At 61.6% G+C, this 24,230-nt stretch carries 24 protein-coding genes; 10 read left to right on the top strand and 14 right to left on the bottom strand.

What is annotated here, in order from left to right:
• Positions 1-141: 141 nt before the first annotated feature.
• From AB1462_RS19090 to AB1462_RS19070, 5 genes are all read left to right on the top strand, one after another.
• Positions 142-1,299, top strand: a complete 1,158-nt coding sequence (locus AB1462_RS19090; RefSeq protein ID WP_053138096.1) for a D-alanyl-D-alanine carboxypeptidase family protein — start codon at positions 142-144, stop codon at positions 1,297-1,299.
• 84 nt (positions 1,300-1,383) lie between these two features.
• Positions 1,384-1,659 (top strand): DUF493 domain-containing protein, encoded by a 276-nt coding sequence (locus AB1462_RS19085; RefSeq protein ID WP_090401914.1) that lies wholly within the window; start codon positions 1,384-1,386, stop codon positions 1,657-1,659.
• Entirely contained in the window at positions 1,659-2,306 is a 648-nt protein-coding gene (gene lipB, locus AB1462_RS19080) for a lipoyl(octanoyl) transferase LipB (protein WP_367247621.1), read from the top strand. The genes AB1462_RS19085 and lipB overlap by 1 nt, the downstream gene beginning before the upstream one ends.
• Before the next feature lie 26 nt (positions 2,307-2,332).
• The gene (gene lipA / locus AB1462_RS19075) at positions 2,333-3,334 is read left to right on the top strand and encodes a lipoyl synthase (protein ID WP_057444888.1); all 1,002 of its coding nucleotides are present in this window, start codon (positions 2,333-2,335) and stop codon (positions 3,332-3,334) included.
• A 155-nt stretch (positions 3,335-3,489) separates the two neighbouring features.
• Positions 3,490-4,410, top strand: coding sequence for an LD-carboxypeptidase (locus tag AB1462_RS19070; protein WP_367247620.1), 921 nt, complete (start codon positions 3,490-3,492; stop codon positions 4,408-4,410).
• Positions 4,411-4,525: 115 nt separating this feature from the next.
• On the opposite strand, the gene AB1462_RS19065 is transcribed toward AB1462_RS19070, so the two are convergent.
• The 5 genes from AB1462_RS19065 to leuS form a co-directional block, all read right to left on the bottom strand.
• Positions 4,526-5,851, bottom strand: a complete 1,326-nt coding sequence (locus tag AB1462_RS19065; protein ID WP_090401918.1) for a lytic murein transglycosylase — start codon at positions 5,849-5,851, stop codon at positions 4,526-4,528.
• A gap of 61 nt (positions 5,852-5,912) precedes the next feature.
• Positions 5,913-6,077 (bottom strand): alternative ribosome rescue factor ArfA, encoded by a 165-nt coding sequence (arfA, locus tag AB1462_RS19060; protein ID WP_003176285.1) that lies wholly within the window; start codon positions 6,075-6,077, stop codon positions 5,913-5,915.
• A gap of 127 nt (positions 6,078-6,204) precedes the next feature.
• Positions 6,205-7,242: a DNA polymerase III subunit delta gene (holA, locus tag AB1462_RS19055; RefSeq protein WP_259194166.1), complete on the bottom strand. Its 1,038-nt coding sequence runs from the start codon at positions 7,240-7,242 to the stop codon at positions 6,205-6,207.
• 39 nt (positions 7,243-7,281) lie between these two features.
• Positions 7,282-7,887, bottom strand: coding sequence for an LPS assembly lipoprotein LptE (lptE, locus tag AB1462_RS19050; protein WP_090401922.1), 606 nt, complete (start codon positions 7,885-7,887; stop codon positions 7,282-7,284).
• A gap of 88 nt (positions 7,888-7,975) precedes the next feature.
• Positions 7,976-10,582, bottom strand: coding sequence for a leucine--tRNA ligase (leuS, locus tag AB1462_RS19045; protein ID WP_259194167.1), 2,607 nt, complete (start codon positions 10,580-10,582; stop codon positions 7,976-7,978).
• Positions 10,583-10,843: 261 nt separating this feature from the next.
• Here leuS and AB1462_RS19040 point away from each other — a divergent pair, with 261 nt between their 5' ends.
• Both AB1462_RS19040 and AB1462_RS19035 read left to right on the top strand, forming a co-directional pair.
• A complete protein-coding gene (locus tag AB1462_RS19040) occupies positions 10,844-11,161 on the top strand; it encodes a hypothetical protein (RefSeq protein ID WP_090401926.1) in 318 nt (105 codons plus the stop codon).
• A gap of 97 nt (positions 11,162-11,258) precedes the next feature.
• A complete protein-coding gene (locus AB1462_RS19035) occupies positions 11,259-12,020 on the top strand; it encodes a YdcF family protein (protein ID WP_259194168.1) in 762 nt (253 codons plus the stop codon).
• 74 nt (positions 12,021-12,094) lie between these two features.
• Here the strand turns inward: AB1462_RS19035 and lnt are convergent, their stop codons facing one another.
• The 5 genes from lnt to miaB all read right to left on the bottom strand — a co-directional run bounded on the left by lnt (position 12,095) and on the right by miaB (position 17,486).
• A complete protein-coding gene (gene lnt, locus AB1462_RS19030; protein ID WP_090401930.1) occupies positions 12,095-13,618 on the bottom strand; it encodes an apolipoprotein N-acyltransferase in 1,524 nt (507 codons plus the stop codon).
• Positions 13,619-13,626: 8 nt separating this feature from the next.
• A complete protein-coding gene (locus AB1462_RS19025; protein WP_005791724.1) occupies positions 13,627-14,466 on the bottom strand; it encodes an HlyC/CorC family transporter in 840 nt (279 codons plus the stop codon).
• 42 nt (positions 14,467-14,508) lie between these two features.
• Complete coding sequence (gene ybeY / locus AB1462_RS19020; protein WP_053138075.1) at positions 14,509-14,967, bottom strand: rRNA maturation RNase YbeY; 459 nt, start codon at positions 14,965-14,967, stop codon at positions 14,509-14,511.
• On the bottom strand, positions 14,960-15,964 hold the full coding sequence (locus tag AB1462_RS19015; protein ID WP_053138073.1) for a PhoH family protein: 1,005 nt from the start codon (positions 15,962-15,964) through the stop codon (positions 14,960-14,962). Before AB1462_RS19015 ends, ybeY begins: the two co-directional genes overlap by 8 nt.
• A gap of 193 nt (positions 15,965-16,157) precedes the next feature.
• Positions 16,158-17,486, bottom strand: a complete 1,329-nt coding sequence (gene miaB / locus AB1462_RS19010; RefSeq protein ID WP_367247618.1) for a tRNA (N6-isopentenyl adenosine(37)-C2)-methylthiotransferase MiaB — start codon at positions 17,484-17,486, stop codon at positions 16,158-16,160.
• A gap of 131 nt (positions 17,487-17,617) precedes the next feature.
• Here miaB and AB1462_RS19005 point away from each other — a divergent pair, with 131 nt between their 5' ends.
• Positions 17,618-17,944, top strand: coding sequence for a DUF1820 family protein (locus AB1462_RS19005; RefSeq protein ID WP_003215457.1), 327 nt, complete (start codon positions 17,618-17,620; stop codon positions 17,942-17,944).
• Positions 17,945-17,952: 8 nt separating this feature from the next.
• Here the strand turns inward: AB1462_RS19005 and AB1462_RS19000 are convergent, their stop codons facing one another.
• The 4 genes from AB1462_RS19000 to AB1462_RS18985 form a co-directional block, all read right to left on the bottom strand.
• Positions 17,953-18,507: a tetratricopeptide repeat protein gene (locus tag AB1462_RS19000; RefSeq protein ID WP_090401932.1), complete on the bottom strand. Its 555-nt coding sequence runs from the start codon at positions 18,505-18,507 to the stop codon at positions 17,953-17,955.
• Between the two features lie 226 nt (positions 18,508-18,733).
• Positions 18,734-20,017 carry a glutamate-1-semialdehyde 2,1-aminomutase gene (gene hemL, locus AB1462_RS18995; protein WP_090401934.1) on the bottom strand — a complete coding sequence of 428 codons (1,284 nt, stop codon included), beginning with the start codon at positions 20,015-20,017 and terminating at the stop codon, positions 18,734-18,736.
• 11 nt (positions 20,018-20,028) lie between these two features.
• Positions 20,029-20,658: a thiamine phosphate synthase gene (gene thiE, locus AB1462_RS18990; protein ID WP_090401937.1), complete on the bottom strand. Its 630-nt coding sequence runs from the start codon at positions 20,656-20,658 to the stop codon at positions 20,029-20,031.
• Positions 20,659-20,690: 32 nt separating this feature from the next.
• On the bottom strand, positions 20,691-21,488 hold the full coding sequence (locus tag AB1462_RS18985; protein ID WP_124418525.1) for a hydroxymethylpyrimidine/phosphomethylpyrimidine kinase: 798 nt from the start codon (positions 21,486-21,488) through the stop codon (positions 20,691-20,693).
• On the opposite strand from AB1462_RS18985, the gene AB1462_RS18980 reads away from it, so the two are divergent.
• Positions 21,487-21,822: a hypothetical protein gene (locus AB1462_RS18980; RefSeq protein ID WP_143513856.1), complete on the top strand. Its 336-nt coding sequence runs from the start codon at positions 21,487-21,489 to the stop codon at positions 21,820-21,822. The genes AB1462_RS18985 and AB1462_RS18980 overlap by 2 nt on opposite strands.
• Positions 21,764-24,154, top strand: coding sequence for a hybrid sensor histidine kinase/response regulator (locus tag AB1462_RS18975; RefSeq protein WP_259194170.1), 2,391 nt, complete (start codon positions 21,764-21,766; stop codon positions 24,152-24,154). The genes AB1462_RS18980 and AB1462_RS18975 overlap by 59 nt, the downstream gene beginning before the upstream one ends.
• Positions 24,155-24,230: the final 76 nt, after the last annotated feature.

Genomic DNA, 24,230 nt, shown 5'->3' with positions numbered 1-24,230 from the left:
CCCTGGTTGTTGGCTCGTTGAACAATAAAACCCAGGGGCAAGGGGTGAGCGGGCAACCGAACACGCGACAGTCTGGTAGCGGGCTGTCTGAATAAGTTTTGCCCGCGAGGGCAAGTTTCCATAAGCAATTTCGAGAGACGGATGAACATCACCACCTTAGCCAAACGCACGTGCCTGCTTATCTCGCTGATCATCACCCCGGCCGCCTGGGCGGTGGAAATGGTACCGGCTTCACCGCAACTGGCCGCCAAGTCCTGGGTCCTCATGGACGCCGCCAGTGGCAACGTGCTGGTCGAGAGCAATGGTGACCAGCGCCTGCCACCGGCCAGTCTGACCAAGCTGATGACCGCCTACATCGCGACCCTGGAAATCCGTCGCGGCCAGATCGGCGAAAACGACCCGGTGACCGTCAGCGAAAACGCCTGGCGTACCGGCGGTTCGCGGATGTTCATCAAGGTGGGCTCGCAAGTCACCGTGAGCGACCTGCTGCACGGCATCATCATCCAGTCCGGTAACGACGCCAGCGTCGCCCTGGCCGAGCACATCGCCGGCAGCGAAGACGCATTCGCCGACATGATGAACAAAACCGTGGCCGACCTGGGCATGACCAACAGCCACTTCATGAACCCGACGGGTTTGCCAAACCCTGAGCACTATTCGTCGGCTCATGACATGGCGATCCTGGCGCGCGCGATCATTCGTGTCGACCCGGTGCACTACGCGATCTACTCCCAGAAGGAATTCTTCTGGAACAACATCAAGCAGCCTAACCGCAACCTGTTGCTGTGGCGCGACAAGACCGTCGATGGCCTGAAAACCGGCCACACCGACGAAGCCGGCTACTGCATGGTGTCGTCCGCGGTACGTGATGGCCAGCGCCTGATCGCCGTCGTCTTCGGCACCAACAGCGAGCAGGCCCGTGCGGCCGAAACGCAAAAACTGCTGACCTACGGTTTCCGCTTCTTCGAAACCCAGACCTTCTACCAGAAGGGTGCTGAACTGGCGACCGCGCCGGTATGGAAAGGCGCGACCTCGCAAGTCAAGGCCGGCCTGGCTGAAGACCTGACCCTGACCATGCCTAAAGGCCAGCTGAAAAAGCTCGCTGCCAGCATGACCATGAACCCGCAATTGGTTGCGCCAATCGCCAAGGGCGACGTGATCGGTAAAGTCGAAGTCAAGCTGGACGACAAGGTGGTGCACAGCGCCGACCTGATCGCGCTGGACGCCGTCGACGAAGGTGGTATCTTCCGCCGCGTGTGGGATAGCATCCGTCTATTCTTCTACGGCTTGTTCAACTGATTGTGTGCACCTGCAAAGCCCCGCGTTGATCCGACGCGGGGCTTTGCCGTCGCCACGGCTTACCGCTTACGAGGCCGTTCTGCCATGACCGATAAAGAAGTAAAGGCGCCAAAGATCGAATTCCCCGTGACGGATTACCCCGTCAAGGTGATCAGCGACACCGGTGTGGGCAACAAAGACAAGATCATTGATATCGTGCGTAAACACGCGACGGTCAATGACAACCGTGTGGACGAGCGTTCCAGTACCAACGGTAAATACACCACGATCCAGTTGCACATTGTTGCGACGGGTCAAGACCAGCTCTACGACATCAACAGCGAACTGCGGGCCACCGGCTTCGTGCACATGGTGTTGTGATGTCACAGGTCCTGGGCTTTCGCGAGCTCGGCCGGATGGACTACGAGCCTGTCTGGCATGCTATGCAACGCTTCACCAACGAACGCGGCAGCTCGGCCCCGGATGAAATCTGGCTGGTGGAACACCCGCCGGTATTCACCCAGGGGCAGGCCGGCAAGGCCGAGCATCTGCTGCTACCGGGGGATATTCCGGTGGTGCAGGTCGACCGAGGTGGTCAAGTGACTTACCATGGCCCCGGTCAACTGGTGGCGTACCTGCTGCTGGACGTGCGCAAGCTGGGTTTTGGCGTGCGCGACCTGGTGAGCCGCATGGAGGCTTGCCTGATCGAGCTGTTGGCCAGTTACGGCGTGAGCGCCGCGGCCAAGCCCGATGCACCCGGTGTGTATGTGGAGGGCGCGAAAATCGCGTCCCTCGGTTTACGGATTCGCCACGGTTGTTCATTTCATGGCCTTGCCTTGAATGTGGACATGGACTTGGCACCGTTTCGGCGGATCAACCCGTGCGGCTATGCCGGGCTGGCGATGACCCAACTGAGCGACCACGCCACACCGATTAAATTTGCCGAGGTAAGTGCCCGGCTGCGTGCGCAGCTCGTCAAACACCTCGACTATGCTGAGCAGACGACCCTCACGGGCGGAATCGACTGATTATGACTACTGATGCAGTGCAAACCATGATCCCGACGCTGGACATCACCGAGCGTCCGGCCCCGGCCCCGCGTGCCAAGGTGGAAGCCGGCGTCAAGCTGCGCGGCGCCGAGAAGGTTGCACGCATCCCGGTCAAGATCATCCCGACCACCGAGTTGCCGAAAAAGCCCGACTGGATTCGCGTGCGCATCCCGGTTTCGCCGGAAGTCGACCGTATCAAGGCCTTGCTGCGCAAACACAAGCTGCACAGCGTGTGCGAAGAAGCGTCCTGCCCGAACCTGGGTGAATGCTTCTCCGGCGGCACCGCCACCTTCATGATCATGGGCGACATCTGCACCCGTCGTTGCCCGTTCTGCGACGTCGGCCATGGCCGGCCGAAGCCACTGGACGTCAATGAGCCGGAAAGCCTGGCCATCGCCATCGCCGACCTGAAACTCAAATACGTTGTCATCACCTCGGTAGACCGCGACGACCTGCGTGACGGCGGTGCCCAGCACTTTGCCGACTGCATCCGCGAAATCCGCAAACTGTCGCCGAACGTGATGCTCGAGACCCTGGTGCCGGACTACCGTGGCCGCATGGACGTCGCGCTGGAAATCACCGCTGCCGAGCCGCCGGATGTGTTCAACCACAACCTGGAAACCGTGCCTCGCCTGTACAAGGCCGCGCGTCCAGGTTCGGACTACCAGTGGTCGCTGACCCTGCTGCAGAAATTCAAGCAGATGATGCCGCACATCCCGACCAAATCCGGCTTGATGCTCGGCCTGGGCGAGACCGATGAAGAAGTCATCGAAGTCATGAAGCGCATGCGCGAACACGACATCGACATGCTGACCCTGGGCCAATACCTGCAACCGTCGCGCAGCCACTTGCCGGTGCAGCGTTTCGTGCACCCGGACACCTTCGCCTGGTTCGCCGAGGAAGGTTACAAGATGGGCTTCAAGAACGTCGCCTCGGGCCCGCTGGTACGCTCTTCGTACCACGCCGACGAACAGGCCAAGCTGGTCAAGGCTAGCCTGGTTTCCTGATCGGGGTTCAGACCCGGTGTGGGAGTGGGCTTATGTGGGAGGGGGCTTGCCCCCGATTGCGGTATGTCAGTCGCTACATGTGCTGGCTGATCCACCGCTATCGGGGGCAAGCCCCCTCCCACATTGGTTTCAGCGTTAGATAGGGAGATTCTCAGATGACCGCCGCCGTTCCAGCCCTTCGTTCTGAAGGCACCATCGCCCTGATCGCCCCCGCCGGCCCCGCCGTGCTGGACGTTGAAAAGGCTGGCCAATGGATGCGTACGCGCGGCTACGATCTGCGGATTTCCCCCGGTGTCTATGAACGCGACGGCTACCTCGCCGGCAGCGATGCCGTGCGCCTGCGTGACCTGCATGCCGCCTTCGCCGATCCGCACATCGACGCTATCTTCTGTCTGCGCGGTGGTTACGGCACACCGCGGCTGCTCGACGCGCTGGACTTTGACCTGCTGCGTGCCAATCCCAAGCCGTTCGTCGGCTATAGCGACATCAGCGCCCTGCACCTGGCGATCAACCGTTACGCCGGTTTCGTGACCTTCCACGGCCCGATGCTCAATGCCGACCTGCTCGGCGACAAGCAACAACCTACCGAGTCGTCATTGTTCAGCCTTCTGCGCGGCCAGTTGGGCGCTGGCAGTGTGCTTGCGCACCCGGTAGCGTACCCGCTGACCACGATCGAGCCTGGCATTGCCTGTGGGCGCTTGTTGGGGGGTAACCTGTCGATGATTGCGGCGGTCATGGGCACGCCTTACGAAATCGACGCTGAAGGCATCATCCTGTTTATCGAAGACGTCAACGAACCGATCTACCGCATCGACCGCCTGTTGACCCATCTGCGTCTGGCGGGCAAGTTGGCCCAGGTTGCCGGTGTGCTGGTAGGAGATGTGGCGGGTGTGGATAACGTTGCGCTGGAGCGCCTGCTGAAGCAGACGTTCGAGCCGCTGTGCGTACCGGTGCTGGCCGGTTGGCGCAGCGGGCACTGCGATCCGAACCTGACGCTGCCGATGGGCGCGTTGGTGCGGCTGGATGCGGGGGAGCGGCGGCTGGTGTTGGAGCAGGATGTGGTATTCAAAGCCTGAGTCTGATTTTGCCGGCTAAATCGAAATCGGGAGCAAGCCCCCTCCCACAGGGGCCGCGTACGGTCAAATGTGGGAGGGGGCTTGCCCCCGATTTCGATAGTCGCCATGCGCGGATCTATCGGTTTTGCAGCGACTCCAGCAACTTCACCGTCGGATACCCATCTGCCGGCCAGCCCAGTGCCTGCTGCGCCGCCCGAATCGCCTTGCGCGTGTTGGCGCCGATAATTCCATCCGGGTTGCCCGCGTCATAACCGTTGGCGCTCAACGCCGTCTGCAGGTCAATGCGCTGGGAACGGCTCAGCGGCAGTTCATCCTTTGGCCAGTCGCCACGAATCACACCACCGCCGCCAAAGCGCTCCGACAGCAGGCCCACCGCCAGTGCATAGGACGACGAGTTGTTGTACTTGAGGATCGCGCGGAAGTTATCCAGCACCAGGAACGCCGGGCCACGGTAGCCTGCCGGCAGTAGCAGGGCGGCTGAAAGTTGGTCGACGTTCGGCGGCATGCTCGCGCCCGGTGGCAACTGAATGCCCAGTTTCAGCCAGTCGGCAATACTCTTGCGCACGCCGCCGTCGGCCAGGGCGTAATCGAAGTTCGCCGGCAATTGCTGCACTTCAAGGCCCCACGGTTGGCCTTTCTGCCAGCCGGAGCTTTGCAGGTAGTGCGCAGTGGACGCAAGGGCGTCGGCCGGGCTGTTCCAGATATCGCGGCGACCGTCGCCATCGAAGTCCACCGCGTGGGTGTTGTAAGTGGTCGGAATGAACTGGGTCTGGCCCATGGCCCCGGCCCAGGAGCCCTTCATCTGGTCGGCGGCGATGTCGCCGTGCTGGATGATCTGCAACGCCGCCAGCAATTGTGCCTGGGCAAAGGCCGGGCGTCGGCCTTCATAGGCCAGGGTCGCCAGGGAACGGATCACCGAGTTGTTGCCCTGGAACTGGCCGAAGTTACTCTCCATGCCCCACACCGAGACCAGCGCCTGGCGGTCGACGCCATAACGCTGCTCGATGTTTTGCAGGATGTCGGCGTACTTGACCAGCAGCGCCTGGCCATTGCGTACGCGCACGGGCGACAGGGCGCCGTCGAGGTATTCCCACACCGGGCGGGAAAACTCCGGCTGGCTGCGGTCGGCGCGGATCACCGCCATGTCGGGGGTGACATTGGCGAATGCAGTGTCGAAAACAGCGGCAGTGATGCCCGCCTGCAGGGCTTGCGCGCGAAAGCCAGCCTGCCATTCAGCAAAGGTCTGGGTCGGTTGGATGTCGAGATTGTCCACGGCCAGAGGGGCCACGACGGCAGGTGCTGCCACCGGTGCGGTCTGGAGCTTCGGCAGAGGTTGGGCGTCGGCGGCGGTGGGTTTTTCCGCGCAGGCGACAAGCAGAATGAGGCTGGAGGCAGCGATCAATTGGCGAAGGTGCCAACGACGGGAAAGACAAGAGGGCATGCACAGGTCCAGGAATTACAAATCAGGCACAGACCTTATCATGCCAGAGGGGCGCTTGCCTTCAGGCAGCCAGAAAGTAAGAAGCCTCCCAGCTATTAGACTGGAAGGCTTCGCGGCGGTAGCTGCCTTTGCCCTTGCCGGCGCGTTCCTGACGGCTGCGGAACAGTGGCTGGGCGATGATGGATTTGGCCTTGTTGGGGCCATGCTTGGATGGCTTTTTGCTCATGGTCGATGCTCTTGATAGGGGGGATGCGGCGCAAATAATCTGCCGAAGTTAGGCCGCTGTAAAGCCCATGAATTGTAAACGTAATCAAAAATGTGGGAGGGGCTTTGCAGCGTTTTTAAGGGAGGAGTTATTCGGCAGGTAATGTAAGGCGCTGTCCGGACATCAACAGCGACAAACGGCTGAGGCTCATCCACGGCGAGCCCGCCGCCTGGCCCTTGATCTGTGCATCAATGCGCTGTGCCTCCAGCAACAGCTGTGCCCAGCGTGGCGCCGAGTGCCGTTGCAGGGCTTTGCTCATCAGGGGTTTGCGCTTGTCCCACACCGGTGGCCGAGCCTGGCTGAAGCATTTGTCCAGCGGCGTGCCTTGGCTGTATTGCAGGGCAATATTGGCCAATACTCGTAGCTCACGAGCCAGGGCCCAGAGAATCACCGGCGGCTCCACACCTTCGCCGCGCAGGCCTTCGAGCATGCGCAGGGCATGGGCGGGCTCACCGTTGAGGATCGCATCCACCAGCCCGAACACGTCAAAACGTGCACTGTCTGCTACTGCGCCTTGGACGGTCTCGACGGTGATCTGCCCGTCTTCGGCCATCAGCTTGAGCTTTTCGATCTCCTGGGCGGCGGCAAGCAAGTTGCCTTCGACCCGCGCTGCGATCAGCTCCACTGCATCCTGTGTCGCGGACAGCCCCGCCTGGGACAGGCGCTGGCGAATCCATTGCGGCAACTGATTGCTGTCCACTGGCCAGATCTGGATGAACTGGGTCTGCGCCCCATCCACCAGGGCCTTGCCCCACTTGGTCTTCTGCGCGCTGCCGTCGAGCTTGGGCAAGCTGATCAGCAACACCGTGTCTTCGGCGGGCCGCGAGCAGTATTCCATCAGTGCAGCCGCGCCCTTATCGCCGGGCTTGCCCGACGGCAGGCGCAGCTCCAGCAGGCGTTTTTCGGCGAACAGCGACATGCTTGCACCGGCTTGCAGCAACGTGCCCCAGTCGAAACTGGCGTCGGCGCTGAACACCTGGCGCTCATCGAAGCCTTGCTGGCGCGCGGCGGCGCGAATGGCGTCGGCGGCTTCCTGGCACAGCAGCGGGTCATCGCCGCTGACAATGTAGACAGGCGCGAGGCCACCTTGCAGGTGTTTGGCGAGTTGGGCGGGGGCGAGTTTCATAGGCAGGGCGAACGGGGCGCCTGGGGCGCCCCGTCTGGCTTACTCGACAGGTACTTCAACAGGCGATTGTTTCGGCGTGTTGTCTTCGTACTCTTTCGCGGCTTTCAGCGCGTCGGCATCGGCCTTGGCCTTGTCGTCAGCGCGTTGCTGCAAGGTTTCCAGCTGTTGTGGGGTGAGCAGCGACAGGCGCAGGACCATGCGTTGCACCAGCTCGCGACGCATCTCCTTGCGCACCTGGATGATTTCGGAGTCCGAACCCACCAGGTTGTTACCATCGTGGCTGACAATCTTCTGCACCTGAATGTCGTCATTCATCAATGGCAGGTGATCGCGGCCCTGGATTTCAAAGCTGAGCACCGTGCTCAGTTCGACATCGGACGCGCGCCCGGCGCTGGCGTAGCTCAGGTTACGCTGGGTTTCTTTCTCGTTAGCCAGGAACAGCTTGTAGGTCGCACCGGTGTAGACGTGCACGCCGCTGTTTTCCAGGACCTGGCGCAGCTGGGTTACTGTCTCGCTGTAGGCGTCGCGAGCGCTGAGGTCCAGTTCCTTGATCGTCAGGTCATTGGTGCCGGTGCCGCGCAGCTGGAAGCCGCAAGCGCTCAGCAGTACGGCAAGGCCCATAACCAGCAGATTGCGTTTGATCATTTTGTTGCTCCCCTTGAAACCATGTGGGCCTTATCGAGGCCCTGAAGGCTTTGTTCGGCGCAGGGCTCAAGCCCTGCGCCCGATCCGATTAGCTAGCGACGATATTGACCAGTTTTCCAGGCACCACGATCACTTTGCGGATCGTCAGGCCTTCGGTAAAGCGCAGCACGTTCTCGTTGACGCGTGCGGCCGCTTCGACTTCTTCACGGCTGGCACTGGCCGGCATGTCGATCTGGCCGCGCAGTTTACCGTTGACCTGGATCACCAGTTGCAACGTGTCCTGTACCAGGGCGCTGTCATCCTGCACCGGCCAGCGCGCATCAATGACCGCGTCGCTGTGGCCCAGGCGGCTCCACAGGTCATGGCTGATGTGCGGGGTGATCGGAGCCAGCAGCAGGGTGACCGTTTCCAGGCCTTCGTGCACCAGCGCGCGATCCTGTTCGGTCGCCTGCGGGGCTTTTTCCAGCACGTTCATCAGCGTCATCACCTGGGCGATGGCGGTGTTGAACTTGTGGTTCTGGCCCACGTCCTGGCTGGCTTGCTTGATGGCCAGGTGGGTGCTGCGGCGAATGAGTTTCTGCTCGTCGCTCAACGACGCCACGTCCAGCTTGGCCGGCAGGCCCTGGCTGACATGGGCGTGCGCCAGGCGCCAGACGCGCTTGAGGAAGCGGTGCGAACCTTCGACGCCGGAGTCGGACCATTCGGCGCTCATGTCAGGCGGCGAGGCGAACATCATGAACAGGCGGCAGGTATCGGCGCCGAACTGATCGATCATCGACTGAGGGTCGACGCCGTTGTTCTTCGACTTGGCCATCTTCTCGGTGCCGCCGATTTCCACCGGCAGGCCGTCGGCGATCAGCTTGGCGCTGATGACCTTGGCTTTGCTGTCGCGCTCAAGCTCGACGTCCGCCGGGTTGAACCAGGTGTAGGCGCCATTGGCTTCGCGACGATAGTAGGTCTCGGCGATCACCATGCCCTGGGTAAGCAGGTTCTTGAACGGCTCGTTGGAGCTCACCAGGCCTTCGTCGCGCATCAGCTTGTGGAAGAAGCGCGCGTATAGCAGGTGAAGAATGGCGTGTTCGATACCGCCGATGTACTGATCCACCGGCAACCAGTGGTCGGCCGCGGATTTTTCCACCAGGCCGCCTTCATAGTGCGGCGACGCGTAGCGAGCGTAGTACCACGAGGACTCGACGAAGGTGTCCATGGTGTCGGTTTCGCGCTTGGCAGGCTGGCCGCATTTCGGGCAGCTGCACTCATAGAACTCAGGCATGCGTGCCAATGGCGAACCGGCGCCGTCCGGCACCACGTCTTCCGGCAGGACGACCGGCAGTTGATCTTCCGGCACCGGCACGTCACCGCAGGTTTCGCAGTGGATGATCGGGATCGGGCAGCCCCAGTAGCGCTGGCGGCTGATGCCCCAGTCGCGCAGGCGGAACTGGGTGCGCGAGGCACCGAGGTTCTTTTTGATCAGTGCGACTTCGATGGCGTCGAAGGCGCCGGCGAAGTCCAGGCCGTCGAACTCGCCGGAGTTGATCAGCGTGCCGTGCTCGCCGTAGGCGTCTTGCCACGGGGCCGGGTTGGTGTCGCCCGAACTGGTGCGCACCACCGACTTGATCGGCAGGTTGTACTTGGTGGCGAATTCGAAATCGCGCTCGTCGTGGGCCGGCACAGCCATTACTGCGCCATCACCGTAGTGCATCAACACGTAGTTGGCGACCCATACCGGCAACTTCTCGCCGGTCAGCGGGTGCTCGACGAACAGGCCGGTCGGCAGGCCTTTTTTCTCCTGGGTGGCGACGTCGGCTTCGGCCACGCTGCCGCCTTTGCATTCGGCGATGAACGCTGCAAGCTCAGGGTTGTTCTGTGCGGCCTGGGTGGCCAGCGGGTGCTCGGCGGCCACGGCGACGTAGGTCGCGCCCATCAGGGTGTCCGGACGGGTGGTGAAGACTTTGAGTGCGCCCGCTTCGCCGATGGAGTCGACGTTGTAGGGGAACTGCACTTCCATGCCCTTGGATTTGCCGATCCAGTTGCGCTGCATGGTCTTGACCTGTTCAGGCCAGCCCGGCAAATCGTCGAGGCTCGACAAGAGTTCATCCGCGTAGGCGGTGATCTTGAAGTAGTACATCGGGATTTCGCGCTTTTCGATCAGCGCGCCGGAGCGCCAGCCGCGACCGTCGATCACCTGTTCGTTGGCCAGTACGGTCTGGTCGACCGGGTCCCAGTTCACGGTGCCGCTTTTTTTGTAGATCACACCTTTTTCGAACAGGCGCGTGAACAGCCATTGTTCCCAGCGGTAGTAATCCGGCTTGCAGGTGGTGACTTCGCGGGACCAGTCCACCGCCAGGCCCAGGCTGCGCAGCTGGGTCTTCATGTAGGCGATGTTTTCGTAGGTCCACTTGGCGGGGGCCACGTTGTTTTTCATCGCGGCGTTTTCCGCCGGCATACCGAAGGCGTCCCAACCCATCGGTTGCAGGACGTTCTTGCCTTGCATGCGCTGGTAGCGGGAAATCACGTCGCCGATGGTGTAGTTGCGCACATGCCCCATGTGTAGCTTGCCGCTGGGGTAAGGGAACATCGACAGGCAATAGAAAGTCTCCTTGCCTGGCTGTTCACTGACTTCAAAGGACTTTTGCTCGTCCCAGAAGGTTTGGGCGGCATTTTCTATTTCACGGGGCTGATATTGTTCGTGCATGGCTACTTTTGAACTGAATAGGGGTGGCCTAATCCTCTTCGGTGCAACGTTCAGGTTGTTCGACACCAAAAAGCGGCGCGTCCGTGCCCAAACCCTGCGGGAAGTGGAGTTACAGGAAGCGCCGTAGCATACATGACCCCACTCTATCGAGGGAAACCCTGATTGCGCGGCAAGGGCCGTCTGTCGCGGCGCCGGGCAGGCGCAGCCACGGGGACTACGCTGTTTATTGGGGAGCAAGTCTTTCTTCAATGAGGTGAGGGGATGGTTGAATCGCAGCGAATCGCATCGAAACCGGACGTCTACGAAGGACTGATCGACCGATTGGGTCGTGCATTGGATGCAGCGAGGACCGCGGGCCGATTGCGTGATGAGCGGCCTGTAGAGTTGGAACTGCGCGGTTTGAGCCGTGCGGAGCTGGAACTGATCAAAGCTTACCTGGAACGTAATAAGCGCAGTGCGCCCCCTTGGGTGGCAACCCCGCCAGCCAAAGAGCCTACGCACTCAGCCAAGGTGGTGTGGCTCAAGGACTTGTCAGCCGGTCGTGGCCCGGAAAGACTCCGGTCCGCCCGCTTCAAGTAGTTCATTCCCCTGAGCCACACCGTCGCGCCATGTCACTGTAAAGATTGTCGCTAAACCCCGTTACACCTTAGGCTTCGGGCATCTTTGGAGATGCCCGATGCCTATTCGTTATTTCATCAAACAACTGCTCCTGCCGCCCGGCATTCTTTTGCTGCTGCTGGCCCTTGCCTGGTGGTTTCGTCGCAGTCGCCCACGGTTGGCCGGTTGCTGCTTTGCCCTGGGGTTTGGTGGCATGTGGTTTATCAGCCTGCCGGTGGCGGTGGAGTGGGGCGCGCGGACCCTGGAGACCGAGCCGCCGTTGGCGCATGAAGACTGGTCGACCCTGGCCCAGCGCGCCGACGCCATTGTGGTGCTGGGCTCGGGCCGCGAGCGCGGCGACCCGGCATGGGGTTCTGATCAGCCGACCGGCATCGGCCTGGAGCGCCAGCGGTATGCCGCGCGACTGGCCAAGGCCTCCGGGCTGCCGGTGTTGACGACCGGTGGCCTGCATTACGGCACGCCGCCCAGCGAGGCGCAATTGATGGCGGTGTCGATGCAGGATGACTTCGGCGTTGCTGTGCGCTGGAAGGAAGAGCGCAGCCGCACCACCTGGGAAAACGCGCAGATGAGTGCCGAGATTCTATTGCCCGAGGGCATCAAGCGTGTGGTGGTCGTGACCCAGGCCTGGCACATGCCGCGTTCGGTGTGGAGTTTTGAAAAGGCCGGCTTCACCGTGGTGCCGGCGCCGGTGGGGTTCCTGGGCGTGGACAACGCCCGGCCGCTGGGCGGCTGGATGCCGGAGTTTAAGTCGGTGTGGCAAAGCGGGCAATTGATCAACGAGGCGGTGGGGCAGGTGGGGTATCGGTTGTTTTATCGCTGACACTGCTGATTAACATGCAGATCAAAATGTGGGAGGGGGCTTGCCCCTCCCACATTGGGTTCGGTTTGATTCTGTTAGACGGTTTTGGCCATCCGGCCTGCCAGCAGCGCCCAACCAAACAACCCCAGGCACACGATGATCAGCGGCCACGAGCGCCATTGCAGGTACGGCGTCAAGTTGTGCATCGGCACCACTTCGCCGTAGAGAATGCCGCGTTCGAACTGCGGTATTTGCACGGTGATCTGCCCAAACGGGTTGATCAACCCGGTTACGCCATTATTGGTGGCGCGGATCATCCAGCGGCCAGCCTCCAACGCACGCATCTGCGCCATTTGCAGGTGCTGTAACGGGCCGATGGAGCGGCCGAACCAGGTGTCATTGCTGATGGTCAGCAGCAGGTCGCTCTGGGCGGAAAGGCCGGCTGCGAACTCCGGGTACACCACTTCGTAGCAAATGAACGGCGCGATCTGATAGCCCTTGGCTTGCAGCATCGGCTGGTCGGCAGGGCCACGGGCGAAGTCCGACATGGGCAGGTCGAAGAAGGCGATCAGGCCGCGCAACATATCCTGCAGCGGCACGTACTCGCCAAACGGCACCAGCTTCTGCTTGAGGTACGTACCGTCACCTTCACCCACCACCGTGATGCCGTTGAAGTAGCGCTTCTGGTGATGCACTTCCTGGCGAATCGGCACGCCGGTAATCAGCGCGGTGTGACGGTCTGCCGCAAACTTGCCCATCATCCCCAGGTAGCCTTCGACGGACTCCTTGAGCACCGGCACGGCCGTTTCCGGCCACACCAACAGGTCGACCGGTTTGGAGCTGAAGCTCATATCGCGGTACAGCGCGAGCTGCGCATTCAGCTGCTCGGGGTCCCACTTCATGCTTTGTTCGACGTTGCCCTGGATCGCGGCCACGCTCAGCGGCGCGCCGGAGGGGCTGGTCCAGGCATGATGCTTGAGTGCCAGGCCGATGGCCCAGGGCGCTACCAGCAACACCAGGCCGGCGCCGATAAACGCATTGCGCTTGCCGGCCAACAGGCGCGGCAGGTTGCACAACAGGGCCGCCGTCAGTGCCAGGGCAAAGGAGATCAGCCACATCCCGCCCACTGGCGCCAGGCCGGTGAGTGGGCCGTCGAGCTGGCTGTAACCGGAGTACAACCACGGGAAACCGGTGAGGAACCAGCCGCGAAAGGCTTCCTGGCCGACCCACAATGCGGCAAACGTGAGCGCATCCGCCAACGGCGCTTCATTGCGACGCAGCCAGCGCGCCCATAACCACGCGGGCAGGGCGAAAAACCAGGCAATGGCGGCGGTAAACAACAGCATCAAAAAGCCAGCCAGCAGCACCGAGGCGCCGCCGAAGTGGTGGATGCTGTAGTAGATCCAGCTGGTGCCCGCGCCAAACAGGCCGAAGCCGAAGCACCAGCCACGGCCCAAGGCCTGACGCGGCGTCAGTTCCCGCAGCCCGATATAGAACAACCCGACCGCGACCAGTGCAAATGGCCACAGGTCGAACGGCGCCAGCGCCAGGGTGGTGATGGCGCCGGCCACCACGGCCAGCAAATTACCGGGCCAGCCGGGGCGGGTCAGACGGCGCATATCAATCCTTAGCGGGCAATAGGTGTCAGGCGAATCAAGTGGATGCGGCGGCTGTCGGCATTCAGGATGCGGAAGCGATACGCGCCGATCTCGGTGGTTTCGTTACGCTTGGGCAGATGCCCGAACGCACTCATCACCAGGCCGCCGACAGTGTCGAACTCGTCGTCGGAGAATTCGCTGTCGAAGAACTCGTTGAAGTTCTCGATCGGCGTCAGCGCCTTGACCAGGAAGTCTCCGCTGGGCAGAGGCTTGATGTAGCTGTCTTCTTCGACGTCGTGCTCATCTTCGATGTCGCCGACGATCTGTTCCAGCACGTCTTCGATGGTCACCAGGCCTGCTACACCGCCGTATTCGTCGATCACAATGGCCATGTGATTGTGGTTGGCGCGAAATTCGCGCAACAGCACATTCAGGCGCTTGGATTCGGGCACGAAGGTGGCCGGACGCAGCAGGTCCTTGATGTTGAAGCTGTCACCGTTCTCCTTGAGGATCAGCGGCAGCAGGTCCTTGGCCAGCAGGACACCCATGACGTCGTCATGGCTTTCGCCGATCACCGGGTAACGCGAGTGCGCCGAGTCGATCACGGCCGGGAGGAATTCCCGTGGAGTCTGGGTCGCCTTGATGCTGATCATCTGCGAACGCGGGACCATGATGTCCCGTACTTGCAGGTCAGCCACCTGGATGGCGCCTTCGACGATGGCCAGCGCTTCGCTGTCCAGCAACTTGTTCTGGTGGGCCTCGCGCAGCAGCTCCAGCAGCTCCTGGCGGTTTTTCGGCTCGTGGGCAAAAGCCTGGGTCAGTTTACCCAGCCATGACTTTTGCCCGTTGCTCGATCGGTCTTCGCTCATAGCGATTACTCTAAATCCTTTGATGTGACAGTTGAGTGTTGATCAGTTTTCGTCGTCTGCATATGGATCTGGGTGACCCAATTCTGCAAGCAACGTTCGTTCCAGTGCTTCCATTTCCTCGGCTTCTTCATCGTCTATATGGTCGTAACCCAAGAGATGCAGGCAGCCGTGGATGACTAGATGGGCCCAGTGAGCCTCAAGTTCCTTGCCTTGTTCCTTCGCTTCACGCTCGACCACCTCGACGCAGATCACCAGGTCGCCCAGCAAGGGGATGTCCAGCAGCTCATCGGGTACGTCAGCGGGAAACGACAGCACGTTGGTCGCGTAATCCTTCTGGCGCCAGGTGTGATTCAGTTCGCGGCCCTCGGGCTCGTCCACCAGGCGAATGGTCAGCTCCGAGTCGGCGGTGCGCTGGCGCAGGGCCAGGGCGCACCATTGACGGAACTGTTCTTCGCTGGGGGCGGGCGCTTCAGTGGCCAGCTGCAGGTCAAGCTCAAGCATCGCGGCGAACGTCCTTGGCCGGTGCGTCATCGCGGTGGTCGAAGCGCTCGTAGGCTTCGACTATGCGCTGCACCAGCGGGTGGCGGACCACGTCCTTGGGCATGAAGTGCGTGAAGCTGATACCCGGCACATCCTTGAGCACCTCGATCACCTGGGCCAGGCCGGACTTGGTGCCTTTGGGCAGGTCGACCTGGGTGACGTCACCGGTGATCACGGCGGTGGAGCCGAAACCGATACGGGTGAGGAACATCTTCATCTGCTCGACGGTGGTGTTCTGGCTTTCGTCGAGGATGATGAAGCTGTTGTTCAAGGTGCGGCCGCGCATGTAGGCCAGCGGGGCGATCTCGATCACCTGGCGCTCGATCAGCTTGGCCACGTATTCAAAGCCGAGCATCTCGTACAGCGCGTCGTAGAGCGGCCGCAGGTACGGGTCGATCTTCTGGGCCAGGTCGCCGGGTAGGAAGCCGAGTTTTTCACCGGCCTCGACCGCTGGGCGCACCAGCAGGATACGGCGTACTTGCTCGCGCTCGAGGGCGTCGACCGCACAGGCCACGGCCAGGTAGGTCTTGCCGGTACCGGCGGGGCCGATGCCGAAGTTGATGTCGTTACCGAGGATTTCCTTGACGTAGCGCTGCTGATTCAAGCCGCGAGGGCGAATCATGCCTTTTTTGGTGCGCAGGGCCACGCTGGCTTCGGCCACCGGGTTGTTGGCCAGGTCTTCCACGGCAGATTCCTGCAGGTACAGGTGCACCGTTTCCGGCGACAGCTCACTACCCTTGGTTTCACGGTAGAGACGGCGCAGCAGGTTTTCTGCAGACGTGGTGTGTTGGGGTTCGCCAATGAGCTCGAACTGATTGCCGCGATTGCGGATCTCGATGCTCAGGCGCTGTTCGATCAGGCGCAGGTGCTCGTCGAACTGTCCGCACAGGTTGGCGAAACGGCGAGCCTCAAAGGGCTCGAGGAGAAAACGATGGGGTTCTGCTATGGGTGCGTTCAAGGTTGCTTTTAGCCGCCCTTTGGCTGTTTAAGTGAAAGAGAGGATAACGCCAGTGACGCGGGTACGAAAGCACTTACGTCATTGGAATGTTGCACGGTTCCTATGTGGGAGGGGGCTTGCCCCCGATAGCGGTGTGTCAGTAATAAAGGAGTGGTCTGATTCGCCGCCATCGGGGGCAAGCCCCCTCCCACATTTATTGCACCAGAGACCCGCGCAACGAGTGCGGTTGCGCCGCATCGATGTGCACATCGGCAAATTGGCCGATCAGGGTTGGATTGTCGCAACGGAAGTTGACGATCCGGTTGTTCTCGGTGCGGCCCTGCAATTCGCCAGGGTCTTTTTTCGAGTAGTCGGTGACCAGGATGCGCTGGATCGAACCGACCATTTGTCGGCTGATCTCGAAACCCTGCTGGTTAAGGCGATGTTGCAGCGCGTTCAAACGCTCTTTTTTCAGCGCTTCCGGGGTTTCGTCCAGCAGGTCCGCCGCCGGGGTGCCTGGGCGCTGGCTGTAGACGAACGAGTAGGAAAAGTCGAAACCGACGTCTTCGATCAGCTTCATGGTCTGCTGGAAGTCTTTCTCGGTTTCGCCGGGGAAGCCGACAATAAAGTCCGAACTGATGCAGATGCCCGGCACCGCTGCGCGCAATTTGCGCAGTTTGGATTTGTATTCCAGGGCGGTGTGGTTGCGTTTCATCGCCGAGAGGATGCGGTCCGAGCCCGATTGCACCGGCAAATGCAGGTGTTTGACCAGTTCCGGCACGTCGGCATGGGCCTGGATCAGGCTGTCGGAGAACTCCAGCGGGTGCGAGGTGGTGTAGCGAATGCGCTCGATGCCATCCACCGCAGCGACCACGCGGATCAGCTCCGCCAGGTCAGCCAGGCGCCCGTCGTGGGTCAGGCCGCGATAGCCGTTGACGTTCTGGCCCAGCAGGGTCACTTCGCGCACGCCGTTTTCGGCCAGGTGGATGATTTCCGCGAGCACGTCGTCAAACGGCCGGCTGACTTCTTCACCCCGGGTGTAGGGCACCACACAAAAGGTGCAGTACTTGCTGCAGCCTTCCATCACCGATACGTAGGCGCTCGGCCCGTCGATGCGCGGCTCGGGCAGGTGGTCGAATTTTTCGATTTCCGGGAACGAGACGTCGACCTGGGGCAGCTTGGTGATGCGCGCGGCGTCGATCATTTCCGGCAGGCGGTGCAGGGTCTGTGGGCCGAAGACCACGTCGACATACGGCGCGCGGTCGCGGATCGCGGCGCCTTCCTGGCTGGCCACGCAACCGCCGACGGCGATCACCATGTCCGGGTTGGCCAGTTTCAATTCGCGCCAGCGGCCCAGCTGCGAGTACACACGGTCCTGGGCCCGCTCGCGGATCGAGCAGGTATTGAGCAGGATCACGTCGGCATCTTCGGCGCGGGCGGTGACTTCCAGGGCCAGGTGTTCACCCAGCAGGTCGACCATGCGCGAGCTGTCGTACTCGTTCATCTGGCAACCGTGGGTTTCGATATAAAGCTTCTTGGCCATGGGAATCGTCAACTGGTGGTAAAGAACCGCGCATTATAGGGGTCATGCCCATCGGTTCCTAGCACTGTGCATCGGGTGCCATGCTATAGTTCGCGCCCTCTTTTATATCCCCCATGTGTTCCTCACCCACCATGACCAAACGTGAAGCTCCAATCTATAAGGTGATTTTCCTCAACCAGGGCCAGGTGTTCGAAATGTACGCCAAGCAGATCTATCAAAGTGATCTGTGGGGCTTCCTGGAAGTGGAAGAGTTCGTCTTTGGCGAGCGCACGCAGCTGGTCGTCGATCCGGGCGAGGAAAAACTCAAGGCCCAGTTCGAAGGCGTGGTGCGCAGTTTTGTGCCGATGCATTCGATCGTGCGCATCGATGAAGTCGAGCGCCTGGGCACGCCGAAGATCAGCGAAGCCCGAGGCATGAGCAATGTCATGCCATTTCCGATGCCGATGCCTGAGAAATAGGCTGGGTGTCAGGGCAGGGGTGAGAAGGGCGAGCGCCCATCGGCACTCTGCAGTTCCAGCAGGTAGTTGCGGAAAATCTGCCCCAGTACCTGGGTGGCCACTTCCAATTCATCGCGTTGCATGTGCTCGGCGACTTCGTCGGCGGTGTCCAGCGCGTCTTCGGCGCCATTGACCGCGGCCATTTTCAGGACGATATAGGCCTGGACGTTATTGGCCGGCACGCCTTCGCCTTTGAAGAACATGGTGCCCAGCTGGAATTGCGCCTGCGCGTGGCCCTGCAACGAGGCTTTCTCGAAGTAGCTCAAGGCTTTGTTGAGGTCGCGGGCGGGGTTCTTGCTGTCGTGGTAGTACTCGCCCAACTCGTATTGCGCCTGCGCATCCCCACCGTCGGCCTGTTTCTGACACGCGCTCAGGGATTCGGCCTGGCTGTCTGGCTGGGTATTGAGGGTGCAACGACCCATCGCTGGGATTAACAACGAGTTGCCGCCTGCCTGGGCATATGCCAGCAGCGGCTGAAGGAGCAACAGGCAGCCCAGTACCAGGGTGCGGCCGGTGCGTTTCATGGGAATCGACTTACCTCTGACGGGGCGCGCGGATCCTCACGGGATCCAATAAGCGCGCATTATGAAATAAGCAGGCCTCTGCTTACAAAGTCTTTACTCGTTTTTCTGCTGCTTGGGCAAGTTATCTGCCGGATTGCAGGTAAATTCTCGGAAAAATAAGGAAATCTCTGTAAGCAAAGTAGCAAATCTGACGCCGCCCACAGCGACGTCAGGTTTTTGCACCGGTTTATTTCAGTGCGGCGAAGGCGCGTTCGGCGGCATCCAGGGTCAGTTTCAGCTCGGCATCGCCATGGGCGATCGAGGTGAAGCCCGCTTCAAAGGCGCTCGGCGCCAGGTACACGCCGCCCTCCAGCATCAGGTGGAAGAAGCGCTTGAACAGGTCGGCATCGCTGCCCATCACATCATCAAAGGTGACGATGTCATCGGCGCCGCTGAAGTACAGGCCAAACATGCCGCCCGCTTGCGTGGTCACGAACGGGATACCGGCTGCATCGGCGCGCTGCTGCAGGCCGTCCAGCAGGCGGCTGGTGTAATCGGTCAGCTCGGCGTGGAAGCCCGGGCGGCTGATCAGGCGCAGGGTAGTCAGGCCCGCCGCCATGGCCAGCGGGTTACCCGAGAGTGTGCCGGCCTGGTACACCGGGCCCAGCGGCGCGATGTGCTGCATGATTTCGCGCTTGCCACCGAAGCAGCCTACCGGCATGCCGCCACCGATGATCTTGCCGAACGTGCTCAGGTCCGGCGTGACGCCGTAGTGCGCCTGGGCTCCGCCGAGGGCAACGCGGAAGCCGGTCATCACTTCGTCGAAAATCAGCACCACGCCGTGCTTGTCGCATTGTTCGCGCAGGCCTTCCAGAAAGCCTGGGGCGGGCGGCACGCAGTTCATGTTGCCGGCCACCGGCTCGACGATGATGCAGGCCACGTCCTGGCCGACTTCGCTGAGCATCTGCTCGACGGCGCCGATGTCATTGAACGGCAGGGTCAGGGTGTGTTTGGCGAACGCTGCCGGTACACCGGCCGAGCTGGGTACGCCTTGGGTCAGCGCGCCGGAACCGGCTTTGACCAGCAGGCTGTCGGAGTGGCCGTGGTAGCAGCCTTCGAACTTGATGATGCTGTCGCGGCCGGTGAAACCACGGGCCAGGCGAATCGCGCTCATGGTGGCTTCGGTGCCGGAACTGACCATGCGCACCATCTCCATCGACGGCACGATGCTGCATACCAGGTCGGCCATCTCGGTTTCCATGGCGGTCGGCGCGCCGTAGGACAGCCCGTGTTCCAGCTGCTTGCGCACTGCGTCCAGCACGTCCGGGTGGCTGTGGCCGAGGATCATCGGCCCCCAGGAGCCGACGTAATCCACGTAGCGCTTGTCGTCTTCGTCGGTGACGTAGGCGCCTTCGGCATGCTTGAAGAACAACGGCGTGCCACCCACGCTCTTGAACGCACGCACGGGGGAGTTCACACCGCCGGGGATGTGTTTCTGGGCATCGGCAAACAGGGTTTCTGAACGAGACATGATCGGGCTCTCTAAACTGAAATTTTAAGAAGGTCGTTGAAGGCGCGGGCGCGACGCGTGACTTCCTGGGTGCTGTCGGCACCGAACAGGCCGTGGACCACGGCCAGCAGGTCGGCACCATGGGCTACCAGCGGTTCGGCGTTCTCCAGGGTGATGCCGCCGATCACGCAGATCGGCACGTGCAGGCGCTTGCGGGCCTCGGCGAGCATTTCAACGCTGGCGGCCGGAGCGCCCGGCTTGGTGTTGGAATTGAAGAAGCGGCCGAAGGCGACATAACTGGCGCCTTCCTTCGCCGCCTGTTCGGCCAGTTCGATCTGGCCGTGGCAGGTGGCGCCGATGATTGCCTTGGAGCCGAGCAGCGCACGAGCCGGCGTCAGGGGGCCGTCGGTCTGGCCCAGGTGCACGCCGACGCCCAGGCGCGCGGCCAAGTCAAAGTCATCATTGATAATAAGCTGGGTCTTGTAGCGCGAGCACAGCTCCCGCAGTTTTTCCGCTTCGCGCAGGCGCCGGGCTTCGTCGCTGCTTTTGTCGCGGTATTGCAGCAGGGTCACGCCACCGTCCAATGCCGCTTCGACGTAGGCGAGGAACTTGCCGGCCAACAGTTGGCTGTCGGTAATGGCGTAAAGGCCACGTAGTTTCATCGGGCAGGCCTCTTGCTTTTAAGAGCAGAAAGTTACGAGCAGAAATCCAGCGGCAGCCGGCGCGGTACAAACTGGCCCTGGCCGAGTTGTTCGGCGTCACGCAGGGTGCGCCAAGTGTAGTTAAGTGCCGACTGCACCGCACTCACCAGCCCTTCGCCTTGGGCGATCCGTCCGGCCAGGGCGCTGGCCAGGGTGCAGCCCGAACCGTGATAGCTGCCGGGCAGGCGCTGGCAGGTAAAGGTCTGGCGCGTGCCATCACGGCTGTAGAGACGGTTGTGCACTTCGTGTTCATCGCCATGGCCGCCGGTGATCAACAGGTGCTTGATAAACGGCAACAGCTTCTCGGCGCATTCGTCGGCGGTGCCCTCGGGCAGTTCGGCGAGGATGCGGGCTTCAGGCAGGTTCGGCGTGGCGATCAGCGACAACGGCAACAACCGCTCGCGCATGGCGTAGCCGACTTCGTCCTTGCCCAGGCTGCCACCGCCGCCGGCGCGCAGCACCGGGTCGCACACTACCGGCAGGTGCGGGTGCGCCTGCAGCAGTTCGACCACGGTGTCGACCATCGCGGTGGAGCCGAGCATGCCCAGCTTGACCGCCGCCACTTCGGAGTCGCCGAGCACGGCATTGGCCTGGGCCAGTACCCACTCACGGTCGAGCACGCGAAAATCGCTGACATTGACGGTGTTCTGCACGGTCAGGGCGGTGACGGCTGGAGCCGCATGGCACCCCTGGGCGAGCAGGGCTTCGATATCTGCCTGCAAGCCGGCGCCACCACTGGGATCATGGCCGGAGAGACAGAGGACAACGGGGCGAGAGCTGTAGATATTCATGGTGCGCGAGCTTACCACCAAACGCTTTTGGCGGGGCCGTCGGGCGATGGTTGAATTTTGGCCTGAAAGCACCGCTTTTTTGGCGTTTCGTCGGCCGCTGAAACGCGCTGAAAGCCTTGTTCTAGAGCCTTTCAAAAAATTATTTCAATGGTGTCCAATGGCCTTTAGCGGCTATGCTAAAGTGGATCCAAACAACTTACTGTACCGCCGGTGTACGTCTTCTCAAAAGGAATGGGGGGCTTTTGACATAACCGGACAGGCCACGCTGGGGCTCTATGCGCTATTTTCTGATTCTATTGTTGTGCGGGCTGCCGATGCTCGCCAGCGCCATTGAGTTCAACCAGGACACCCGAAGCCTGCCGCTGGGCCGAGCCATGCAAGTGCTCGAAGACCCAACCGATGCCCTCACCATCGCCGAAGTAAGCTCCCCCGCCTACGCTGCGCAATTCAAGCACCATGACAAAGCCACCCTCAATGCCGGCTATTCGCGGTCGGTGTTCTGGCTCAAGGTCGACCTGCATTACATGGCCAAAGACCCCCGCGCACCGCGCACCTGGTTCCTGGAGTTGGCTTACCCACCGCTGAATCATCTGGACCTGTACCAGAACGATGGCACCGGCAACTATCGGCTGGCCATCCGCACCGGCAGTGCGCTGCCTTTTTCCAGCCGTGAAGTCAGCCAGAGCAACTACCTGTTCAAGCTCAATTTTGTGCCTGACCAGCAGCAAACACTCTACCTGCGCCTGCAAAGTGAGGGCTCGATCCAGGCGCCGCTGACGCTCTGGTCCGGCACCGCTTACCTGGAGCAACAACCGTTGCGCCTGTCTGTGCTTGGGGTGATCTACGGCGTATTGCTGGGGATGCTGGTCTACAACCTGTTCATCTACCTGAGCGTGCGCGACACCAGCTACCTGTATTACATCCTCTATATCGCCTCGTTTGGCCTGTACCAACTCTCGGTCAATGGCGTGGCGGTGCAGTACTTCTGGCCCAACAACCCGTGGTGGGCGAATGCGGCGGTGCCGTTGCTGATCGGTTCGGCGGCGCTGTTCGGCAGCCTGTTCGCCCGTAGCTTCCTGCATACCGCGCAGCACAGCCGCTGGCTCAACCGGGTCTTGCTGACACTGGCGGTGTGCGGCGGCGTAGTGATGGCGCTGGCGCTGCTGACCAGCTACGCCCTGGCCTTGCGCCTGGCCACCGGCCTGGCGCTGGTATTCACCGTGACCATCTTCGTCGCCGCCATCAAGGCCTGGTACTGCGGCCAGCGGGTGGCGCGGTATTTCATCATCGCCTGGTCGGCGTTCCTGCTGGGCGGGGTGGTGAACACGCTGATGGTGCTGGGCTACCTGCCCAATGTGTTCCTCACCATGTACGCCAGCCAGATCGGCTCGGCGATTGAAGTGGCACTGTTATCCCTGGCCCTCGCCGACCGCATCAATGGCATGCGTGAGCAACAGGCGCAGATCCTGTTCGATGCCAGCCAGAAGCTCGAAGTGCTCAACCAGCAACTGGCCCGCAGCAACCGTCTCAAGGATGAATTCCTCGCGACGCTGACCCACGAACTGCGCACGCCCATGAACGGTGTGATCGGCTCCCTTGAGCTGATGCAAACGGTGCCGTTGGACGATGACCTGGCGCAGTACCAGCAAACTGCCGCCGGTTCGGCACGGGACATGATGCGCATGGTCAATGGCATCCTCACGCTCACCGAATTGCAGGCCGGGCGCCTGAGTGCCCAGCCTCGGGTGTTCAGCCTGCGCGGCGTGCTCGACACCTTGCGCCAGCAATTCAACGCCAGCGCCCAAGGCAAAGGCCTGGCATTTTCCATTGATGTGGCCGATGAGCTGCCGGACCGTGTGGTGGGCGACGTCGACAAACTGGTCCAGTGCCTGGATTGCTTGCTGGACAACGCTTTCAAGTTCACCCGCGAAGGCTCCGTGCGCCTGCGCGTGGTAGGTGTGCCTCACAGTGACGGTGGTGTGCGCCTGAGCTTCATTGTTACCGACACCGGTATTGGTTTCGCCTTCCTCGACGAGGCCACCTTGTACCAGCGCTTTTTCCAGCTCGATGGCTCCATGACCCGCGAATACGGCGGCCTGGGTATCGGCCTGGCCATCTGCCGGCAATTGATCGAGTTGTTGGGCGGGCGCCTTACCCATCATTCCGAGCCGCACAAGGGCAGCCGCTTCCAGCTGGACGTGAAAGTCAGCCCGGTGCCGCCCGAGGCAAAACCGGCGCCCGATCGGCAGCGCGCGCCCCAGGACTGCGCGGTATTGCTGGTGGATGACAACAGCGTCGGCCAGTTGGTGGTGCGCGGCATGTTGCTCAAGCTGGGTTACCGAGTGAAAACCGTGGACAGTGGTCCGGCTGCGTTGGCGGCCTTGCAGGGGCAAAACTTCGACGCCGTCTTGTTGGACATACCTGAAGGCGGTTTCTCGTTGTGTTGTCAGATTCGTGCGCTGCCTGGCGGCAGTGAATTGCCGGTGATCGCCTTGAGTACCTCGCTGAATACCTCCGAGCGCGAGCGCTGCCATGGCGTCGGCATCACCGAGCGCCTGGCCAAGCCGGTGCGCTTCGAGGCGTTAGAGGCGGTACTGGAGCGCCACTTGTTAAACGCGTTAGACGGCGAACGCGCCGGGCATTCGGCGCGTATGCCACTTTTTTAACCCGGATGACGGTGCTTAACTGAAAAAACCGGCCTCAATCGATCTGCGCCTTTATGGGTAGGTGTGCATTCGACAG

Origin of the sequence: Pseudomonas sp. SB113, from assembly GCF_040754745.1 — a bacterium.
GTDB lineage: Bacteria > Pseudomonadota > Gammaproteobacteria > Pseudomonadales > Pseudomonadaceae > Aquipseudomonas > Aquipseudomonas grimontii.
This window is presented reverse-complemented; position numbering and strand designations above follow the sequence as displayed.

Excerpts from the sequence above, each read along its gene's own strand:
- AB1462_RS19090 (WP_053138096.1), top strand. The coding sequence starts at position 142 with ATGAACATCACCACCTTAGCCAAACGCACGTGCCTGCTTATCTCGCTG.
- AB1462_RS19085 (WP_090401914.1), top strand. The coding sequence starts at position 1,384 with ATGACCGATAAAGAAGTAAAGGCGCCAAAGATCGAATTCCCCGTGACG.
- lipB (WP_367247621.1), top strand. The coding sequence starts at position 1,659 with ATGTCACAGGTCCTGGGCTTTCGCGAGCTCGGCCGGATGGACTACGAG.
- lipA (WP_057444888.1), top strand. The coding sequence starts at position 2,333 with ATGATCCCGACGCTGGACATCACCGAGCGTCCGGCCCCGGCCCCGCGT.
- AB1462_RS19070 (WP_367247620.1), top strand. The coding sequence starts at position 3,490 with ATGACCGCCGCCGTTCCAGCCCTTCGTTCTGAAGGCACCATCGCCCTG.
- AB1462_RS19065 (WP_090401918.1), bottom strand. The coding sequence starts at position 5,851 with ATGCCCTCTTGTCTTTCCCGTCGTTGGCACCTTCGCCAATTGATCGCT.
- arfA (WP_003176285.1), bottom strand. The coding sequence starts at position 6,077 with ATGAGCAAAAAGCCATCCAAGCATGGCCCCAACAAGGCCAAATCCATC.
- holA (WP_259194166.1), bottom strand. The coding sequence starts at position 7,242 with ATGAAACTCGCCCCCGCCCAACTCGCCAAACACCTGCAAGGTGGCCTC.
- lptE (WP_090401922.1), bottom strand. The coding sequence starts at position 7,887 with ATGATCAAACGCAATCTGCTGGTTATGGGCCTTGCCGTACTGCTGAGC.
- leuS (WP_259194167.1), bottom strand. The coding sequence starts at position 10,582 with ATGCACGAACAATATCAGCCCCGTGAAATAGAAAATGCCGCCCAAACC.
- AB1462_RS19040 (WP_090401926.1), top strand. The coding sequence starts at position 10,844 with ATGGTTGAATCGCAGCGAATCGCATCGAAACCGGACGTCTACGAAGGA.
- AB1462_RS19035 (WP_259194168.1), top strand. The coding sequence starts at position 11,259 with ATGCCTATTCGTTATTTCATCAAACAACTGCTCCTGCCGCCCGGCATT.
- lnt (WP_090401930.1), bottom strand. The coding sequence starts at position 13,618 with ATGCGCCGTCTGACCCGCCCCGGCTGGCCCGGTAATTTGCTGGCCGTG.
- AB1462_RS19025 (WP_005791724.1), bottom strand. The coding sequence starts at position 14,466 with ATGAGCGAAGACCGATCGAGCAACGGGCAAAAGTCATGGCTGGGTAAA.
- ybeY (WP_053138075.1), bottom strand. The coding sequence starts at position 14,967 with ATGCTTGAGCTTGACCTGCAGCTGGCCACTGAAGCGCCCGCCCCCAGC.
- miaB (WP_367247618.1), bottom strand. The coding sequence starts at position 17,486 with ATGGCCAAGAAGCTTTATATCGAAACCCACGGTTGCCAGATGAACGAG.
- AB1462_RS19005 (WP_003215457.1), top strand. The coding sequence starts at position 17,618 with ATGACCAAACGTGAAGCTCCAATCTATAAGGTGATTTTCCTCAACCAG.
- AB1462_RS19000 (WP_090401932.1), bottom strand. The coding sequence starts at position 18,507 with ATGAAACGCACCGGCCGCACCCTGGTACTGGGCTGCCTGTTGCTCCTT.
- hemL (WP_090401934.1), bottom strand. The coding sequence starts at position 20,017 with ATGTCTCGTTCAGAAACCCTGTTTGCCGATGCCCAGAAACACATCCCC.
- thiE (WP_090401937.1), bottom strand. The coding sequence starts at position 20,658 with ATGAAACTACGTGGCCTTTACGCCATTACCGACAGCCAACTGTTGGCC.
- AB1462_RS18980 (WP_143513856.1), top strand. The coding sequence starts at position 21,487 with ATGGTGCGCGAGCTTACCACCAAACGCTTTTGGCGGGGCCGTCGGGCG.
- AB1462_RS18985 (WP_124418525.1), bottom strand. The coding sequence starts at position 21,488 with ATGAATATCTACAGCTCTCGCCCCGTTGTCCTCTGTCTCTCCGGCCAT.
- AB1462_RS18975 (WP_259194170.1), top strand. The coding sequence starts at position 21,764 with ATGCGCTATTTTCTGATTCTATTGTTGTGCGGGCTGCCGATGCTCGCC.